Origin of the sequence: Clostridium sp. AF27-2AA (assembly GCF_003478505.1) — a bacterium.
In the GTDB taxonomy this organism is placed as follows: domain Bacteria; phylum Bacillota; class Clostridia; order Lachnospirales; family Lachnospiraceae; genus Brotaphodocola.
This window is the reverse complement of sequence record NZ_QUFI01000013.1, coordinates 52,712-71,332: the sequence shown is the minus strand read 5'-3', so window position 1 is coordinate 71,332 and position 18,621 is coordinate 52,712. Positions and strand designations below refer to the sequence as shown.

The following is an 18,621-nucleotide window of genomic DNA, read 5'->3' as shown; positions in this document are numbered from 1 at the left end:
TTGTTGATACATTATCAGTATATTTTAAGGAGGTGAAATTGACATGGCAGTAAAGATGAGATTAAGAAGAATGGGTGCTAAGAAAAAACCTTTCTATAGAGTCATTGTTGCAGATTCCAGATCCCCGAGAGATGGCAGATTCATCGCTGAGGTTGGTACTTACGATCCGAACCAGGAGCCGAGCGTTATCAAGTTTGACGAGGAGGCTACCAAGGAGTGGTTAGCAAACGGCGCACAGCCGACCGACCGTGTAGCAAAGCTTCTGAAGACCGCTGGCATTCAGTAATCTGAGAGGTGATCGCTATGAAAGAACTGGTTGAGGTTATTGCAAAAGCATTAGTTGACAATCCGGACGAGGTGGTTGTTACCGAGACCGAAAAGGAAAGCGGCACCTTTATTGAGCTAAAGGTTGCCCCATCTGATATGGGAAAGGTGATTGGCAAGCAGGGACGCATCGCGAAGGCGATCCGCTCCGTTGTCAAGGCAGCCGCTTCCAAAGAAGAAAAAAAGGTTGTTGTAGATATACAGTAGCCATCAGAAACTGTCGTCGGATTTTCCTGCGGCAGTTTTTCTTTTATAAAAATCTGGAGGAATGGAAGATGGAGGATACCTTAAGAGTCGGCGTGATCTCATCCACCCACGGTGTACGCGGTGAGGTCAAAGTATACCCTACGACCGATGATGTAAACCGTTTTAAAAAGCTGAAAACCGTCATCCTTGATACTGGCAGAGAGCAGATGACCCTGTCCATTGAGAGCGTCAAGTTCTTTAAAAACATGGTCATCCTGAAATTCAAGGAGTTTAACAATATCAACGAAATCGAAAAATACAAGGGAAAGGATCTGCTGATCCGCCGCGACCAGGCCGTGAAGCTGGCTCCGAACGAGAATTTTATCACCGATCTGATCGGTTTAAAAGTCGTGACCGATGAGGGAAAAGAGTTCGGTACCCTGACCGATGTCCTTCAGACCGGTGCCAATGATGTTTACGTTATCGAAAGTCTGGAAGGCAAAGAGTATCTGTTCCCGGCTATCCCGCAGTGCATTCTGGATGTAAACCTGGAGAGCCAGATGGTGACCGTCCATATCCTGGATGGCCTTCTGGACCTGTAATACGCTGAAATCAGGAGAAAGCAAAAGCATGAATTATCATATTTTAACATTGTTCCCGGAGATGGTGTTAGACGGCTTGAATACCAGCATCATCGGGCGGGCAGCCGGAAAAGGCCTGCTTTCCATTGAGGCGGTCAATATCCGGGATTACACGAAAGAAAAGCACGGCCACGTGGATGATACCCCATATGGCGGCGGAGCAGGCATGGTGATGCAGGCGGCTCCGGTGTGTGATGCCTACGAGGCGCTTTGTGAGCGTATCGGCAAGCGTCCCCGCGTCCTTTACATGACTCCGCAGGGACAGACCTTCAACCAGAAGATTGCCGAGGAGCTGGCGCAGGAAGAAGATCTGGTCTTCCTTTGCGGGCATTATGAGGGCATTGATGAGCGCGCGTTAGAGCTCATCGTGACCGATTATCTTTCCGTGGGCGATTATGTCCTGACCGGCGGTGAGCTTCCGGCCATGGTCATGATCGACTGTATTTCCCGCCTGGTGCCGGGCGTTTTAAATAACGATGTTTCTGCGGAGATCGAGTCCTTCCATGACAATCTCCTTGAGTACCCGCAGTACACCCGCCCGGAGGTTTACCAGGGTATGCGCGTGCCGGAGGTGCTTCTTTCTGGACACCACAAAAACATTGAGACCTGGAGACGTCAGCAGTCTATCAGGCGGACCCTGGAGAGACGGCCGGATCTTCTGGAAGAGGCAAATCTGTCGAAGAAAGAGCGCCAGTATCTGGCAGAGCTGATGGCAGAGAAAGAGGCACAGGAGAAGTAAATTTAGGGGAGTAAATTCAGCAAAATAGTGCTTGCAATTTATTTGTCCCTATGATATCATAATACCGTTGTGACTAGAAAAAGAGATGTTCCTCTGTTGCGGAAGAAGCATTAAAGAACATCAAACATATGAAGGAGGATCACACAAATGAACGAAATTATTAAGAACATTGAAGCAGCACAGTTAAAGGCTTCCGTACCGGAGTTTTCCGTAGGCGATACCGTTAAGGTCTACAACAAGATCAAAGAGGGTAACCGCGAGAGAATCCAGGTATTCGAGGGTACCGTAATCAAGAGACAGAACGGCGGCGCAAGAGAGACCTTCACCGTTCGTAAGAACTCCAACGGCATCGGCGTAGAGAAGACCTGGCCGGTTCATTCCCCGTTCGTAGACAACATTGAGGTTGTCAGAAGAGGTAAAGTAAGACGTGCAAAACTAAACTACTTAAGAGACAGAGTAGGTAAAGCTGCTAAGGTTAAAGAGTTAGTAAAATAATTTTGCGTGGAACAGGGGACAATGAAAATTGTCCCTTTCTGCGTATTATGCGCTCAGGACGCGCAGAACAGGAAAGTGGGGGAGTTGCAAGCAACTTCCCCCTTTTTGCCATGTGGAATGGTATTTACAGAAGGTGTTTTTGTCCGTGAGAACACACGGTAGAATGGAGCATAAACAGGTGGATTTTTATCTGAGTGATGAACAGAATATGATCCGGAAGATCTGCAGCTGGATTGTGGATGTGGTAGTGGCGCTGGCTTTTGCCTGGTTCTGCCTGATGTTTTTCGGAACGCAGGTCACGGTGAACGGGCAGTCCATGTATCCGCTTTTAAATTCCGGTGATGTTGTTTTGATGAACCGGCTGACCTATGAGATCGGAAAGCCGGACCGTATGGATGTGGTCGTGTTTGAGCGGGAGGACCAGAAGACCAACGTGAAGCGAGTTGTGGCCGTTCCCGGAGATGTGGTCCAGATCATAGACGGGAAATTGTATGTGAATCAGGAACAGGTTTCGCTGCCCGGGGACCGAAAGATTTCTCTTTCCGGACTGGCAGAGAATCCAGTTCAATTAGAAGATAAAGAATATTTTCTGCTGGGGGATAACCCGGACAGCAGTGAGGACAGCCGGTTTGCCAACATTGGCAATGTCCGGGAAGACCAGATCATTGGAAAAGTGTGGCTGCGTATGTTTCCGCTGATCCATATCAGTCTGATCCGGTCCTGAGATGATAGATAATAATACGAAAATATAGGAGGAAATGTCGTGAATATACAGTGGTATCCAGGGCACATGACCAAAGCAAAGCGTGCCATGAAAGAAGACATCAAGCTGATCGACCTGATCATCGAAGTAGTTGACGCCCGTGTGCCGTTAGCAAGCCGTAACCCGGATATTGATGAGCTTGGAAAGGGAAAGGCAAGACTGATCCTGTTAAATAAGTCGGATCTGTCCAGCGAACGCTACAATGAGGCATGGACCAGCTGGTTTAAGGAAAAGGGATATTTTGTTGTGAAGATCAATTCCCGCAGCGGCGCCGGCATCAAGCAGATCAATGGAGTGGTTCAGGAAGCCTGCAAAGAAAAAATTGAGCGCGACCGCCGCAGAGGCATCATGAACCGACCGGTGCGCGCCATGGTGGTGGGAATCCCGAATGTTGGTAAATCTACTTTTATCAACTCTTTTGCGGGAAAGGCCTGTGCCAAGACCGGAAATAAGCCGGGCGTGACCAAGGGAAACCAGTGGATCCGGTTAAACAAGACTCTGGAGCTTCTGGACACCCCGGGTATCCTCTGGCCAAAATTTGAAGATCAGAGAGTGGGACTGCTGTTAGCCTTTATCGGTTCCATCAATGACGAAATCCTAAATAAAGACGAGCTGGCTCTGGAACTTCTGAAACTGCTTCAGGAGCATTATCCGGATGTATTGAAGGACCGCTATAAGATTGATGAGTCTTCTGAGGAAAACCTGCTGATCCAGGTGGCAAAGGTGCGGGGGTGCCTGGCAAAGGGCGGTGAGCCGGATTACAGCCGTGCTGCAGCCCTGGTGATCGATGATTACCGCAGCGGAAAGCTGGGGCGCATTACACTGGAATTTCCTCCGGTGAAGAAAAATGATGGGGACAAAGTGGATTCCGTACAGGAATCAGGCGTTGCAGATCAGGGCAGCGAGAGCGGGGAGGCGTAAGCATGGCACTGAGAACCTTAACCGGAGAGAAGCTGGAAGCAGAGCGCGCCCGTCTGGCTCTGATGCGGGAGTACGAGGATACCTACGCAGCCTGTACTGCCATCTGCGGCATCGACGAGGCTGGCCGTGGCCCATTAGCAGGTCCGGTGGTGGCCGGGGCAGCGATCCTGCCGGTGGATTGTGAGATCCTGTTTTTAAACGATTCCAAGAAGCTTTCTGAAAAGCGCAGGGAAGCCCTGTTTACAGAAATCAAGGAAAAGGCGGTTGCCTGGAGTGTTGGCATCGTGGGGCCGGATCTGATCGATGAGATCAATATTTTACAGGCCACCTATGAAGCCATGCGCCAGGCCATTGCCGGGCTTTCCGTGCAGCCGGATCTGCTGCTCAATGACGCGGTGACCATTCCGAGGGTGGAGATCAATCAGGTGCCGATCATCAAGGGAGATGCCAAGAGTGTTTCCATTGCGGCAGCCAGTATTTTAGCAAAGGTGACCAGGGATCACATGATGGTTGAGTACGATACCTTATTTCCGGAGTATGGTTTTGCCAAGCACAAGGGATATGGTACCGCAGCGCACATTGCGGCACTGAAAGAGTATGGACCAACCCCGATCCATAGAAGAAGCTTCATTAAGAATTTTGTGTAAAAGCAGGATGGATGCAGAAAACGAACAGAGCAGGTTTCTGGAAAAACAGTGTGATCAGAAGGCACAGGTGTGAATGGAATACAAAGAAAATAAACGGGAGACCGGAACCCGGAAAGAAGAGCTGGCGGCAGACTTTCTGACCCGCCGGGGTGTGAAAATTCTGGAGCGGAATTTTCGCTGCCGCCAGGGTGAGATCGACCTGATCGGAATGGACGGACAGTATCTGGTATTTGTCGAGGTAAAATACAGGAAAACAGCACGCAATGGTATGCCTGCGGAGGCGGTTGGCCATATCAAGCAGCAGCGGATACGCTATACGGCGCAGTTCTATCTGTACAGCCGACATTACCACGAGGACATGCCGTGCCGTTTTGATGTGGTGAGTATACTGGGAGATCAGATTAACTGGATTCGGGACGCGTTCGCATAGGAACATTGAAAATTGTGCTGAATATGCAGTTCAGTGCAGATATGGAAAATTCAGAACGAAAAGGAGAGGGTACAGATGGAACAGAAAGCATGGATTCGCAAGCAGAGCGGCATGACAACAGCAGGACAGACGGAAAGCTGCTGCATGGAGCGCGGTTTGGAAAAATCGGAAATTGAAATCCGTGAGAAAAACGGCGTTACCTATCTGGCCTTTCCGGCTCTGGATGCCACCGGTCTGGTAAGCCATGCCTTTTCCACCCGCCACGGAGGTGTCAGCGAGGGCGTGTTCTCTACCATGAACTTTAGCTTTACCCGGAATGATGATCCGCAGCATGTAATGGAAAATTACCGCCGCATGGCAGCCGTTCTCGGAACCGATGCAGAGAAGATGGTGCTTTCCTACCAGACCCACACCACCAATGTCCGCAAGGTGACGGAGGAAGACGCGGGAAAGGGCATTGTAAAAGAGCGGGATTATCAGGATGTAGATGGCCTGATCACGGATATTCCGGGTATCACGCTGGTGACTTTTTACGCAGACTGTGTGCCACTGTATTTTGTGGATCCGGTCCACAGGGCTGTCGGACTGTCCCATTCCGGCTGGAGGGGCACGGTGCACCGCATGGGAAAAGCCACACTGGAGGCCATGAACCGGGAATACGGCACAGAACCGGCGAATGTCATTGCCTGCATTGGGCCGAGTATCTGCCAGGACTGCTTTGAGGTAGGACCGGAGGTGGCTGCGGAATTTGCCGATGGCTTTGCAAAGCAGTACCATAACGATCTGTTTTACCAAAAGTCCGACGGAAAGTATCAGGTGGATCTGTGGCGAGCAAACCAGATCGTGCTCCGGGAGGCAGGAATCCCGGCAGACCAGATCCATACAACGGATATCTGTACCCGGTGCAATCCGGCACACCTGTTTTCTCACCGGATCATGGGAACGGAGCGGGGAAATCTGGCAGCCTTTCTGGCTCTCAGAGAGCAGGGATAAAATCATATTAGACAAAAAGAGCTTCGCACAGCACTTATATACGCTGCGTGAAGCTCTTTTTTGCGACCCTATTAAAATTTACTGGATGGTCTGATAATAATCGTATCCGCCTGCCTGGTAGCGTTTTACCAGCTTCTGGATCTTTTCGGTCGGAGACAGGGCAGCTCCGATAGAAACGTCGTGGTTGAAGGAGTTGATGATGGCTGCAAGATATTTACTCATGTCAGCCTCCAGATACCACTCGCGGTCTAACAGCTCTTTCGGGCGGTAGTTTAAGTTGGTGGTAATGACATAGTCAATGTAGCCATTCTGATAGTACTGGTCAAATTTTTCCAGACCGGCGGTGAACAGGCCGAAGGTGCAGCAGATGATGACTTTCTCTGCCTTGCGCTCCTTTAACTCTCTGGCGGTGTCTAACATGCTCTCGCCGGATGCGATCATATCGTCAATGATGAGAACGGTCTTTCCTTCTACGGAAGTACCTAAAAACTCGTGGGCGACGATCGGGTTGCGGCCGTCAATGACTCTGGAGTAGTCACGGCGCTTATAGAACATACCCATATCAACACCGAGGTTGTTGGCCAGGTATACGGCACGGTTCATGGCACCCTCATCCGGGCTGATGATCATAAGATGATCCTTGTCGATCTTTAAGGAGGTGTCGTGGGTGAACAGAGACTTTACAAACTGGTAAGTCGGCATGAAGTTATCGAAGCCGCTTAACGGAATGGCGTTCTGAACGCGCGGGTCATGGGCATCGAAGGTGATGATGTTGGAAACGCCCATGGAGATCAGCTCCTCCAGTGCCATTGCGCAGTCTAAGGACTCGCGCTTGGTACGCTTGTGCTGACGTCCTTCATATAAGAAAGGCATAACAACATTAACACGGTGTGCGGTGGCTACGGAAGCACCGATGATGCGCTTTAAGTCCTGGAAATGGTCATCCGGGGACATGTGGTTGGTGTAGCCGCATACGCTGTACGGGATGCTGTAGTTGGTTACATCTACCATTGCAAACAGATCCGCGCCGCGGACAGATTCGTTAATAACGGCCTTTGCCTCACCGGAACCGAAACGCGGGCATTTGCAGTCAAGAAGATAGGAATCTACATCGTAGCCGCGGTAGTTTAAATCCTGCTGGCGGCGAAGCAGCTCCACGGTATCATTGCGGCGGAAGGTAACAATGTGATCGTTTACCTTGGTTGCCAGATCCTTGCAGCTTTCCAGGGCAGCGAGCTTTAACGGCGCTACCGGTAAAATGTCATTAAACACGTAGTTGTTAGCCATTGGTACATACTCCTTCAGGTAAAATAGTTCATTATAATCCAACATATTTATATCCTTAAAAAAAGCAAGCGTCAAGAGCCTTGGGGAATTTTGTAAAAAAAAACAAAAAAACAGGTAAATCCACCCAAAACCGGAGGCCGATTGCTTTGACAAAGAACAGGAATCTTGTTATGATGAAAAGAGTGCAGATTGACAGCCGGATGACCCATGTCAGAGCAGGCCCTGAACATCTGCTGGAAAGGAATATCTATGAAGAAACAAAAAGGACATCTGATAAAATCCGTTGACCCGGGTTCCATTGCAGAGGAACTGGAGCTGGAGCCGGGAGACCGTTTACTTACGATCAATGGAAACGAAGTGGAAGATATCTTTGATTATGAATATTATGTAGACAGCGAAAGCATGGTCATGCTGGTGGAAAAGGCAGACGGCGAACAGTGGGAGCTGGAAATTGAAAATGAGTACCAGGATCTTGGAATTACCTTTGAGAACGGACTTATGAGTGATTACAAGTCCTGCAGCAACAAGTGTATTTTCTGCTTCATCGACCAGATGCCGCCGGGCATGCGCGAAACCCTTTATTTTAAGGACGATGATTCCCGTCTTTCCTTCCTTCAGGGAAACTATGTGACGCTGACCAACATGAAAGAGCATGACATCCAGCGTATCATTGATTTTAAGCTGGCGCCGATCAACATTTCGGTGCACACCACCAATCCGAAGCTGCGCTGCGAGATGCTCCATAACCGCTTTGCGGGAGAAGCATTAAAAAAGATCGACCGTCTTTGTGAGGCCGGCATACCCATGAACGGACAGATCGTGCTGTGCAAGGGCGTGAATGACCGGGAAGAGCTGGATCATACCATCCGGGATATGACAAAGTATCTTCCTTATATGAAGAGCGCTTCCGTCGTTCCGGTAGGGCTCTCCAGATACCGGGACGGTCTGTATCCGTTAAAGCCCTTTGAGAAGGAAGATGCAGAGAATGCCATTGATATCATTGAAAAATGGCAGAAGATCATATATGAGCAGTATGGCATGCACTTCATCCATGCCAGCGATGAATTCTATATTCTGGCAGAGCGGGAGCTGCCGGAGACAGAGCGTTACGACGGATACCCGCAGCTGGAGAATGGCGTGGGCATGCTGCGTCTTCTCGACACCGAGGTAACAGAAGCGCTTGAGGCATTGCCGGAGGATCTTCCGGTAAAGCCGGAGGAGTTGTCCATTGCTACGGGCCGGCTGGCTTACCCTTATCTGAGAAAGCAGCTGGATAAGATCGAGGCAAAGTTTCCTCAGAAAAAGGTGCATCTGTACGCGATCCGCAATGACTTTTTCGGAGAAAGCATCACCGTGGCCGGTCTGATCACCGGACAGGATTTAAAGAAGCAGATGTCGGTGGTGCCGCTTGGCGAGCGTCTGCTGCTTCCAATCTGCATGTTTCGGAGTGGCGAGGAGGTATTTCTGGATGACCTCACCCGCGCCGATGTGCAAAACGCTTTACAAGTTCCGGTGAATATTGTAAAATCAAGCGGTCAGGATCTGGTGGATGCCGTTCTTGGCCTGGAAGAAGAACAAGATACCGTCTACGACGGATATGAATTAAAGGAGATCACACATGAGTAAACCAATCGTTGCCATTGTAGGGCGTCCAAACGTTGGAAAATCCACCCTGTTCAATGTACTGGCAGGGGAGACCATTTCCATCGTAAAGGATACGCCGGGAGTAACCAGAGACCGTATTTATGCGGACTGCAACTGGCTGAACATGAACTTTACCCTGGTTGATACCGGTGGTATTGAGCCGGACAGCCGTGACATTATTTTGTCTCAGATGAGAGAGCAGGCACAGATTGCCATTGACACTGCAGATGTCATTATCTTCATCGTGGATGTACGTCAGGGTCTGCAGGATTCTGACTCTAAGGTTGCGGACATGCTCCGCAAATCCGGAAAGCCGGTGGTCCTCGCGGTAAACAAGGTGGACAGCATCCAGAAATTCGGAAACGATGTCTACGAGTTCTATAACCTGGGAATCGGCGATCCGATTCCGGTATCCGCGGCTTCCCGTCTGGGGATCGGTGATCTGTTAGACGAGGTGTCCAGGCATTTTACCCTGGAACAGTTAGAGGAAGAGGAGGATGACCGTCCGAAGGTAGCCATCATCGGTAAGCCGAACGTAGGAAAGTCTTCTATTATTAATAAGCTGCTGGGCGAGAACCGCGTGATCGTTTCCAACATTGCGGGTACTACCCGTGATGCGGTCGATACCGAGGTCGTATACAACGAAACGGAGTATATCTTTATTGATACCGCCGGACTGCGCCGTAAAAGCAAGATCAAAGAGGATCTGGAACGCTACAGTATCATTCGTACCGTATCTGCCGTGGAACGTGCGGATGTGGTTATTCTGGTCATTGATGCAACTGAGGGTGTGACGGAGCAGGACGCAAAGATTGCCGGCATCGCCCATGACAGGGGCAAGGGCATCATCGTTGCCGTCAACAAGTGGGATGCCATCGAGAAGAACGACAAGACTATCTACGAGTTCACCAAAAAGATCAAGGATACCCTGTCCTTCATGCAGTATGCTGAGATGGTATTTATCTCTGCCGTAACCGGACAGCGTATGAACAAGATGTTTGAGCTCATTGATATGGTGCGCGAGAACCAGACCATGCGTATCGCCACCGGCGTGCTCAATGAGATCATGACTGAAGCTGTTGCAATGCAGCAGCCGCCGTCTGACAAGGGCAAGCGTCTGAAGCTGTATTACATGACCCAGGTAGCCGTAAAGCCGCCGACCTTCGTTATTTTCGTAAATGACAAAGAACTGATGCATTTCTCCTATGTGAGATACCTGGAAAACCGCATCCGCGAATCCTTCGGATTTAAGGGTACGGCTCTGAAATTCCTGATCCGCGAAAGGAATGGAAAGGAGGAGTAAATGGAACGAGTACTTTGTCTGGTAATGGGTTATGTGTTTGGTCTGTTTCAGACCGGCTATCTCTACAGCAGATCCAAGCATATGGATATCCGTAATTACGGAAGTGGAAACTCCGGCAGCACCAATGTCCTGCGTGTGATGGGCAAAAAGGCCGGACTGATCGTATTCCTGGGTGACGCAGGCAAGATGATCGCTGCATGCCTGATCACAAGAGTATTGTTTCGCAGCCAGCCCGAGCTTCTGTATGTATACCTGCTCTACACCGGCTTTGGCGTGATCCTGGGACATAATTTCCCGTTTTATATGGAATTTAAGGGTGGCAAGGGCATTGCGGCCTCCGCCGGGCTTCTGGCCTCTACAGACTGGCGTGTGATGCTGGTCTGTCTGGTGGTGTTTGTGGCTGCAGTAGCCATTACCCGCTATGTATCCCTGGGATCCATCCTGGTGATGATCTGCTTCTTTATCGGTATGGTGTTTTTCGGTGCCCGTGGGGATTTCGGCATTGGGGCGGCACATCTGACGGAATTCTATGTGCTGGCAGGCCTGATCTCCGCCATGGGGATCTGGCGCCATCACACCAACATCAAACGACTGTTAAGCGGCACGGAAAACAAGCTGGGTGCCAGAAAGGAATAGACCTATGGCAAATGTGAGTATAATCGGTGCAGGAAGCTGGGGCACCGCCCTTGCATTTCTGCTTCACGAGAACGGCCATCAGGTGACGGAATGGTCTGCCTTTGAAAAGGAGGCAGAGAGTCTGCGGACAGAGCACCGCTTAAAGACGCTTCCGGATCTGGTGCTTCCGGACGATATGGAATTTACCTCTGACCTGGAACGTGCCATGAAGGAGAAAGACCTTCTGGTGGTGGCGGTTCCTTCCATCTATGTGCGGGAGACTGCCCGGAAGATGAAGCCTTTCTTAAAAGAAGGACAGCTGGTGGTTAATGTGGCCAAGGGCATTGAGGAGGCAACCCTCATGACACTGACGGATATTCTGGAGGAGGAGCTTCCGGGTGCTGATGTTACTGTTCTTTCCGGACCGAGTCATGCGGAGGAAGTGAGCCGCGGCCTTCCGACTACCTGTGTCGCCGGAGCGAAGACACGGAAAACAGCAGAGAAGATCCAGAACATCTTCATGAGTCCGGTATTCCGCGTGTATATCAGCCCGGATATCCTGGGGATTGAGATTGGCGGGGCGCTGAAAAATGTCATCGCCCTGGCAGCGGGAATCGCAGACGGACTTGGGTATGGTGACAACACCAAGGCAGCCCTCATTACCCGGGGCGTGGCGGAGATCAGCCGGCTTGGCATGGCCATGGGCGGAAAGCTGGAAACCTTTGCCGGTCTTACCGGGATCGGAGACCTGATCGTAACCTGTGCTAGCATGCACAGCCGCAACCGCCGTGCCGGAATCCTGATCGGAAAAGGTTATTCCATGAAGGAGGCCATGGACGAGGTTCAGATGGTGGTAGAGGGCGTCTATTCTGCCAAGGCCGGTCTGGCTCTTGCCAAAAAGTATCAGGTGTCCATGCCGATCATCGAGGCAGTCAATGAAGTACTGTTCGACGGAAAGTCCGCGAAAGAGGCAGTTGCTGATCTGATGCTGCGGGACAAAACAGTAGAAAGCGCAAATTTACCGTGGTAGGAATTTTCAGAACTGAAAATTCCGTATGACTTTGCTTCAACTTCGCTTTAACGCAAGAAAGTTCTTGACAAGCGTTTTTTGGGCTACTATAATTAGTTCAGCTTTAAGGATACGGCTTCCTGAAGGTTCAGGAAGCCTGTTTTCATTTAAGAGGAGGAAACAATTATGAAGAAAAAACTGGTTAGTTTTGGTATGGCAGCTATGATGGCAGCATCCTTAGCAGCATGTGGCGGCAGCAAGCCGGCAGAGACTACCGCAGCAGCAGATAATGCTGAGACCACTGCAGCAGAGGGCGCAGAGACTGAGGCAGCAGCAGAAGGCGGCACATTAAAGGTAGGCATAATCGGACCGTTAACCGGTGCAGGCGCAGCTTATGGTAACGCAGTCGCAAACGGCGCAGAGCTGGCAGCAAAGGAGATCAACGAGGCTGGCGGTATCAACGGCATGATGATCGAGACCAAGGCTGAGGATGATGAGAATGATCCAGAGAAATCCATCAACGCATACAACACCTTAAAAGACTGGGGTATGCAGGTATTAGACGGTCCGACCACTTCCAAACCGTGTATCGCTGTAGGAGCAGAGGCTGAGTCTGATAACATGTTCCTGATCACTCCGTCCGGTTCCGCAGTTGAGTGCGTAGCAACTGACAACGCATTCCGCGTATGCTTCGCAGACCCGGATCAGGGTACCGCTTCCGCTAAGTATATTGGCGAGAACAAGCTGGCTACCAAGATCGCTATCATCTATGACAGCTCTACCGAGTATTCTTCTGGTATTCGTGAGGCATTTGTTGCTGAGGCAGCAAACCAGGGTCTGGAGATCGTAGCTGACGAGGCATTTACCGCAGACAGCAACACCGACTTCTCCGTACAGCTTGACAAGGCAAAAGACGCAGGCGCAGAGCTGGTATTCCTTCCGATCTACTATCAGGAGGCTTCCATCATCTTAAAGCAGGCAAGCGACAAAGAATTCGCACCGGTCTTCTTCGGCTGTGATGGTATGGATGGCATCCTTTCCGTAGAGAACTTTGATACTTCCCTGGCAGAGGGTCTGATGCTCTTAACTCCGTTCTCCACCACTGAGGAGAGCAGTAAGGCATTTACTGAGGCTTATGTAGCAGCTTACGGCATCGAGCCGAACCAGTTTGCTGCAGATTCCTACGATGCGATCTACGCAATCAAGGCAGCTGTTGAGAAGGCAGGCGTTACCGCTGATATGAGCGCTTCCGATATCTGTGACGCATTAAAGCCGGCTATGACCGAGATCTCTATTGATGGCCTGACTGGTTCTGACATGGTTTGGAACGCAAATGGTGAGCCGAACAAGGCACCGAAGGCTGTTAAGATCGTAAACGGCGCATACGAGATGCAGTAATTTTTCTGTGTACACAATGTGTGAACAGCAATGAAACATCCGAAAGGGGATCGTCCAATGGACGGTTCCCTTTTTTCCATGTATGAAGCAATTTTGCACAACGCTGTTCGGAAAAAAGCTTCCTCCGGAGGTGCAGGAGTGTGGCTCTGATTCATTTTGAAAGACATGTCCCCAGTGCACGGACAAATGGTGCGCATTCACGAACTTTTGCTTGAACTTCAAATATGTCTATGCTATAATTCCAGTTATGTTTTATTTCCTATAGAAAAAATAAAGAGGTGGTAGGTACATGAGTTTTCTGTCTTATTTGATTAACGGAATCAGCCTGGGCAGTGTATACGCGATCATTGCACTGGGCTACACCATGGTTTATGGCATCGCGAGAATGCTGAACTTTGCTCATGGTGATATCATTATGGTGGGTGGCTTCGTCATCTTTACCATGGTAAGTACCCTGGGACTCCCGCCAATGGTGGGCGTTCTGGTGGCAGTCATCGCCTGTACGGTGCTTGGTGTTGTGATCGAGCGTGTGGCTTATAAGCCGCTGCGTGGCGCGTCTTCTCTAGCCGTTCTGATCACGGCTATCGGTGTCAGCTATCTGCTGCAGAACGTAGCACTGCTGATCTTTGGCTCCAACGCACGTCAGTTCACATCTGTTGTGAACGTGCCGAGCTTAAAGCTGGCCGGCGGCGCGCTGTCCATTTCCGGTGTTACACTGGTTACGATCATTACCTGTATTGTGATCATGGTGGCCCTGACTACTTTCATCAACAAGACCAGGGTTGGTCAGGCTATGCTGGCTGTATCGGAAGATACCGGCGCGGCAACCCTGATGGGCATTAATGTTAACAGCACCATCGCTATTACCTTCGCGATCGGTTCTGCCCTGGCGGCAATTGCAGGCGCGCTGTTGTGTTCCGCTTATCCGTCCCTGACTCCGTATACCGGTTCCATGCCGGGTATCAAGGCTTTTGTGGCAGCCGTATTCGGCGGCATCGGCTCCATTCCGGGTGCCCTCATCGGCGGCGTACTCCTTGGAGTGATCGAGAACCTTTCCAAGGCATATATTTCTTCCCAGCTTTCTGACGCCATCGTATTCGCAGTGCTGATCGTCGTACTTCTGGTACGTCCGACCGGAATCCTGGGCAAAAAGATTACGGAGAAAGTGTAGGTGAATGGAATGAAGAAGAACAAAGTATTAGTCCAGAACAGCATCACTTACGCCATCGTAATTGCCTGCTGGATCCTGGTTCAGATTCTTGGAGCAACAGGACACATGACCAGCCTGTTAAAGGGACTTTTAGTTCCGCTGTGTATCTATGTGATCCTGGCTGTATCCTTAAACTTAACTGTTGGTATCCTGGGTGAGTTAAGCCTGGGCCATGCCGGTTTCATGTGTGTGGGCGCGTTTACCGGCGCGTTTTTCACCAAGTGCATGGAGAACGCGATCCCATCTGTCGGTATGCGTTTTTTCCTGGCTCTGATCATCGGAGCAGCAGTAGCAGGTGTGTTCGGCATCATCATCGGTATTCCGGTACTGCGCTTAAAAGGTGACTACCTAGCTATCGTTACCCTGGCCTTCGGTGAGATCATCAAGAACCTCATCAATGTTATGTATGTGGGCCTGGATTCCAACGGATTCCATTTTTCCATCAAGGATACCACATCCCTTGGCATGGGCGCGGACGGCGTTGTCATCATCAAGGGTGCACAGGGTATTACCGGTACTCCGAAGGCGGCAACCTTTACGGTGGGTATCATCCTGGTGCTGATCACCCTGTTTATCGTGTTAAACCTGATCAATTCCCGTACCGGACGCGCTATCATGTCCATCCGTGACAACCGCATTGCGGCAGAGTCTGTGGGAATTAATATTACCAAATACAAACTGATGGCATTTGCGATTTCCGCAGCCCTGGCAGGCGTTGCAGGTGTTCTGTATGCCCACAACTTATCCTCCCTGGCGGCAACCCCGAAGAACTTCGGCTATAATATGTCCATTATGATCCTGGTATTCGTGGTACTGGGCGGCCTGGGAAATATCCGCGGTTCCATGATCGCGGCCATCATCCTGACCATGCTTCCGGAGCTTTTACGCGGCCTGAACGATTACCGTATGCTGATCTACGCAGTGGTCCTGATCGTTATGATGATCTTCAATTCCAGCCCGAAGGCAATTGAGATGAGATCTGTCTTCATGGACCGCATCAAGAAGAATAAGAAATCTGCAAAGGAGGCTGCATAATATGGCTATGCTGGAAGTAAAAAATATCGGCATCTCATTCGGCGGCTTAAAGGCAGTTGACAACTTCAGCCTGACCATCGAAAAGGGACAGCTTTACGGCCTCATTGGACCAAACGGCGCAGGTAAGACTACCATTTTCAATCTGCTGACCGGTGTCTACAAGGCAGATCACGGCGCTATTTTCCTGGATGGCAAGGAACTGACCGGAAAGAGCACCATCGAGATCAACCAGGCAGGCATTGCAAGAACCTTTCAGAATATCCGTCTGTTCAAGGACTTAAGTGTTCTGGACAACGTGAAAGTAGGCCTGCATAACCATCATCCGTATTCCACCATTGAGGGTATTTTCCGCCTTCCGCGTTATTATAAAGTAGAGAAGGAAATGAACGCCCGCGCCATGGAGCTGTTAAAGGTCTTTGATCTGGATAAGGAGTGTGATTACAAGGCATCCAACCTGCCTTATGGCAAGCAGAGAAAGCTGGAAATCGCCCGCGCCCTTGCTACGGACCCGAAGCTTCTTCTCCTGGACGAGCCGGCAGCCGGCATGAACCCGAACGAGACCGCAGAGCTGATGGATACCATCCGCTTCGTGCGCGATCACTTCGATATGACTGTGCTTCTGATCGAGCATGATATGAAGCTGGTTTCCGGTATCTGTGAGAAATTGACTGTCTTAAACTTCGGTCAGGTACTGACCCAGGGTGAGACATCGGAAGTACTGAATGATAAGCGTGTTATTACGGCTTATCTTGGAGAGTAGGAGGTTAGAGCAATGGCAATACTTGAGGTAAAAGACCTGGAAGTCTGCTACGGTGTCATCCAGGCAATCAAGGGAATCTCATTTGAGGTAAACCAGGGTGAGATCATTGCCCTGATCGGAGCAAACGGCGCAGGGAAAACCACAACATTGCAGACCATTACCGGTCTGATCCCGTCCAAGGCGGGCACCATTACCTATGAGGGAAAAGATATCACAAAGATTCCGGGTTACAAGCTGGTCGGCATGGGAATTGCCCACGTGCCGGAGGGACGCCGCGTGTTCGCGGAGCTGTCCGTTCTGCAGAACTTAAAGCTGGGCGCTTACACCCGTAATGATAAAAATGAGATGGAAGAGACCCTGAAGGAAATTTATGAGCGTTTCCCACGTCTGGAAGAGCGTAAGAACCAGATGGCTGGTACACTTTCCGGCGGTGAGCAGCAGATGCTGGCTATGGGCCGTGCGCTGATGTCCCATCCGAAGCTGATCGTTATGGATGAGCCGTCCATGGGTCTGTCCCCGCTGTACGTAAACGAGATCTTTGACATCATTCAGAAGATTAATGCAGACGGAGTAACCGTGCTTCTGGTTGAGCAGAACGCAAAGAAAGCTCTTTCCATCGCGAACCGTGCTTATGTTCTGGAGACTGGTAAGATTGCCCTGAGCGGTGACGCAAAAAAACTCATGAACGATGATTCCGTCAAGAAAGCATACCTGAGTGAATAAACGAACAGGGTGTTGCTCACATTGTGCGAAACGCCGGGAAAAGCAAAACAGATGCCGTAATTTGACAAAAAGCGAGAATTTGTTTCAAAACTTTAAAGTGTCTGAAAATAATAGAAAAAGGAGCGAAAAGTCCTAGACTTTTCGCTCCTTTTTGTGGTATTATTTAGGCAAAGTAACCGGGTGTGGGGACCCGTTACGTTAAGACTATATGAAGGAGGGTTTACTATGAAGGGCAATGTAATCGTTGGACAATCCGGAGGGCCGACGGCCGTCATCAATTCCAGTCTTGCAGGTGTGTACCGTACGGCGGTTGACCGCGGAGCGAAAAAGGTATACGGCATGCTGTATGGAATTCAGGGACTTCTGGATGAACAGTATGTGGATCTTTCCAAGTACATCCGGAGTGATCTGGATGTGGAAATACTGAAACGCACACCGTCTGCATTCCTTGGCACCTGCCGCTACAAACTGCCGGACATCCATGAGAATCAGGAAATCTATGTGAAGATTTTTGAAATCTTAAATAAGCTGAATATTGAATGCTTTATTTACATCGGCGGAAATGATTCTATGGACACGATCAAAAAACTGTCCGATTACGCAATCCTGACAGGGCAGTCCCAGAAGTTTGTCGGCGTCCCGAAGACCATAGACAACGACCTGGCCCTGACTGATCATACACCGGGCTACGGCAGCGCTGCCAAATATATTGCGACCTCTACCAAGGAAGTAATCCGGGATGGCATCGGCTTCTCATATAAAAAGCAGCAGGTGATCATCATTGAGATCATGGGCCGCAATGCCGGATGGCTGACCGGCGCGGCTGCATTGTCCCGGGGCGAGGATTGTGACGGACCAGATCTGATCTATCTGCCGGAACTGACCTTTGACATCGAAAAGTTTACTGCGAAAGTACGGAAGCTTCTGGTCAAGAAGGATGTGGTCGTTGTCGCAGTTTCTGAGGGTATCCGCATTCAGGACGGCCGTTATGTCAGCGAGCTGGGAAGTGCTTCGGATTATGTAGACGCATTCGGTCACAAGCAGCTGACCGGAACCGCGAGCTATCTGGCCAACGTAATCCATCGTGATATCGGCTGCAAGACCCGTGCTGTTGAATTTTCCACTTTACAGCGAAGCGCAGCCCATCTGGCATCCCGTGTCGATGTGAATGAGGCCTTCATGGTAGGCGGTGCCGCTGTCAAGGCAGCGGATGAGGGCGATTCCGGCAAGATGGTGGTCATTGACCGTGTATCCGATGACCCGTACCAGTGCGCGACCGGCATTTACGATGTTCACAAGATCGCAAACGGAGAGAAGATGGTGCCGAGAGAGTGGATTACCAAGGACGGCACCTATGTGACCGAGGAGTTTATCGATTATGTGAGACCACTGATCCAGGGTGATTCTCCGTCTGTCATGGTAGACGGTATTCCGCGCCACCTTTATATGGGAAAAAAATAAAATAGAATGAAGCAGGGACACTCCCGCATATATTGTT

General features: G+C 50.3%; 21 protein-coding genes. 20 read left to right on the top strand and 1 reads right to left on the bottom strand.

The genetic code is table 11. The annotated features are described in order from the left end of the window. Positions 1 to 43: 43 nt before the first annotated feature. The 10 genes from rpsP (at position 44) to pgeF (ending at position 6,139) form a co-directional block, all read left to right on the top strand. Positions 44 to 286 (top strand): 30S ribosomal protein S16, encoded by a 243-nt coding sequence (rpsP, locus tag DWY84_RS09210; RefSeq protein ID WP_118532608.1) that lies wholly within the window; start codon positions 44 to 46, stop codon positions 284 to 286. Between the two features lie 17 nt (positions 287 to 303). After that, entirely contained in the window at positions 304 to 531 is a 228-nt protein-coding gene (locus DWY84_RS09205; RefSeq protein ID WP_118532606.1) for a KH domain-containing protein, read from the top strand. 68 nt (positions 532 to 599) lie between these two features. After that, entirely contained in the window at positions 600 to 1,112 is a 513-nt protein-coding gene (gene rimM / locus DWY84_RS09200) for a ribosome maturation factor RimM (RefSeq protein ID WP_118532604.1), read from the top strand. A 28-nt stretch (positions 1,113 to 1,140) separates the two neighbouring features. Continuing rightward, positions 1,141 to 1,890: a tRNA (guanosine(37)-N1)-methyltransferase TrmD gene (trmD, locus tag DWY84_RS09195; protein ID WP_118532602.1), complete on the top strand. Its 750-nt coding sequence runs from the start codon at positions 1,141 to 1,143 to the stop codon at positions 1,888 to 1,890. A 147-nt stretch (positions 1,891 to 2,037) separates the two neighbouring features. Next, positions 2,038 to 2,385, top strand: a complete 348-nt coding sequence (gene rplS / locus DWY84_RS09190) for a 50S ribosomal protein L19 (protein WP_118532592.1) — start codon at positions 2,038 to 2,040, stop codon at positions 2,383 to 2,385. Between the two features lie 178 nt (positions 2,386 to 2,563). Next, positions 2,564 to 3,109, top strand: coding sequence for a signal peptidase I (gene lepB / locus DWY84_RS09185; protein WP_118532674.1), 546 nt, complete (start codon positions 2,564 to 2,566; stop codon positions 3,107 to 3,109). A 39-nt stretch (positions 3,110 to 3,148) separates the two neighbouring features. Continuing rightward, on the top strand, positions 3,149 to 4,069 hold the full coding sequence (gene ylqF / locus DWY84_RS09180) for a ribosome biogenesis GTPase YlqF (protein WP_118532590.1): 921 nt from the start codon (positions 3,149 to 3,151) through the stop codon (positions 4,067 to 4,069). A gap of 2 nt (positions 4,070 to 4,071) precedes the next feature. After that, positions 4,072 to 4,716: a ribonuclease HII gene (locus DWY84_RS09175; protein WP_243024810.1), complete on the top strand. Its 645-nt coding sequence runs from the start codon at positions 4,072 to 4,074 to the stop codon at positions 4,714 to 4,716. Between the two features lie 73 nt (positions 4,717 to 4,789). Next, the gene (locus DWY84_RS09170) at positions 4,790 to 5,146 is read left to right on the top strand and encodes a YraN family protein (RefSeq protein ID WP_118532586.1); all 357 of its coding nucleotides are present in this window, start codon (positions 4,790 to 4,792) and stop codon (positions 5,144 to 5,146) included. A 144-nt stretch (positions 5,147 to 5,290) separates the two neighbouring features. Continuing rightward, positions 5,291 to 6,139, top strand: a complete 849-nt coding sequence (gene pgeF, locus DWY84_RS09165; RefSeq protein ID WP_118532672.1) for a peptidoglycan editing factor PgeF — start codon at positions 5,291 to 5,293, stop codon at positions 6,137 to 6,139. Between the two features lie 78 nt (positions 6,140 to 6,217). Here pgeF and DWY84_RS09160 read toward each other — a convergent pair whose 3' ends face one another. Then, complete coding sequence (locus DWY84_RS09160) at positions 6,218 to 7,426, bottom strand: ribose-phosphate pyrophosphokinase (protein ID WP_118532584.1); 1,209 nt, start codon at positions 7,424 to 7,426, stop codon at positions 6,218 to 6,220. Positions 7,427 to 7,675: 249 nt separating this feature from the next. Here DWY84_RS09160 and DWY84_RS09155 point away from each other — a divergent pair, with 249 nt between their 5' ends. The 10 genes from DWY84_RS09155 to DWY84_RS09110 all read left to right on the top strand — a co-directional run bounded on the left by DWY84_RS09155 (position 7,676) and on the right by DWY84_RS09110 (position 18,584). Continuing rightward, positions 7,676 to 9,052 carry a DUF512 domain-containing protein gene (locus DWY84_RS09155; protein WP_118532670.1) on the top strand — a complete coding sequence of 459 codons (1,377 nt, stop codon included), beginning with the start codon at positions 7,676 to 7,678 and terminating at the stop codon, positions 9,050 to 9,052. Beyond that, positions 9,045 to 10,373, top strand: a complete 1,329-nt coding sequence (gene der, locus DWY84_RS09150) for a ribosome biogenesis GTPase Der (RefSeq protein ID WP_118532582.1) — start codon at positions 9,045 to 9,047, stop codon at positions 10,371 to 10,373. Before DWY84_RS09155 ends, der begins: the two co-directional genes overlap by 8 nt. After that, entirely contained in the window at positions 10,374 to 11,009 is a 636-nt protein-coding gene (gene plsY / locus DWY84_RS09145; RefSeq protein ID WP_118532580.1) for a glycerol-3-phosphate 1-O-acyltransferase PlsY, read from the top strand. Positions 11,010 to 11,013: 4 nt separating this feature from the next. Continuing rightward, positions 11,014 to 12,018, top strand: a complete 1,005-nt coding sequence (locus tag DWY84_RS09140) for an NAD(P)H-dependent glycerol-3-phosphate dehydrogenase (protein ID WP_118532578.1) — start codon at positions 11,014 to 11,016, stop codon at positions 12,016 to 12,018. Between the two features lie 165 nt (positions 12,019 to 12,183). Then, on the top strand, positions 12,184 to 13,395 hold the full coding sequence (locus tag DWY84_RS09135) for an ABC transporter substrate-binding protein (RefSeq protein ID WP_118532576.1): 1,212 nt from the start codon (positions 12,184 to 12,186) through the stop codon (positions 13,393 to 13,395). Positions 13,396 to 13,684: 289 nt separating this feature from the next. Beyond that, complete coding sequence (locus DWY84_RS09130; protein WP_118532574.1) at positions 13,685 to 14,566, top strand: branched-chain amino acid ABC transporter permease; 882 nt, start codon at positions 13,685 to 13,687, stop codon at positions 14,564 to 14,566. A gap of 9 nt (positions 14,567 to 14,575) precedes the next feature. Then, entirely contained in the window at positions 14,576 to 15,640 is a 1,065-nt protein-coding gene (locus DWY84_RS09125) for a branched-chain amino acid ABC transporter permease (RefSeq protein ID WP_118532668.1), read from the top strand. A 1-nt stretch (position 15,641) separates the two neighbouring features. Further along, the gene (locus DWY84_RS09120) at positions 15,642 to 16,400 is read left to right on the top strand and encodes an ABC transporter ATP-binding protein (protein WP_118532572.1); all 759 of its coding nucleotides are present in this window, start codon (positions 15,642 to 15,644) and stop codon (positions 16,398 to 16,400) included. A gap of 12 nt (positions 16,401 to 16,412) precedes the next feature. Further along, positions 16,413 to 17,123, top strand: a complete 711-nt coding sequence (locus DWY84_RS09115) for an ABC transporter ATP-binding protein (RefSeq protein ID WP_118532570.1) — start codon at positions 16,413 to 16,415, stop codon at positions 17,121 to 17,123. A gap of 225 nt (positions 17,124 to 17,348) precedes the next feature. Continuing rightward, the gene (locus tag DWY84_RS09110) at positions 17,349 to 18,584 is read left to right on the top strand and encodes a 6-phosphofructokinase (protein ID WP_118532568.1); all 1,236 of its coding nucleotides are present in this window, start codon (positions 17,349 to 17,351) and stop codon (positions 18,582 to 18,584) included. Positions 18,585 to 18,621 lie beyond the last annotated feature (37 nt).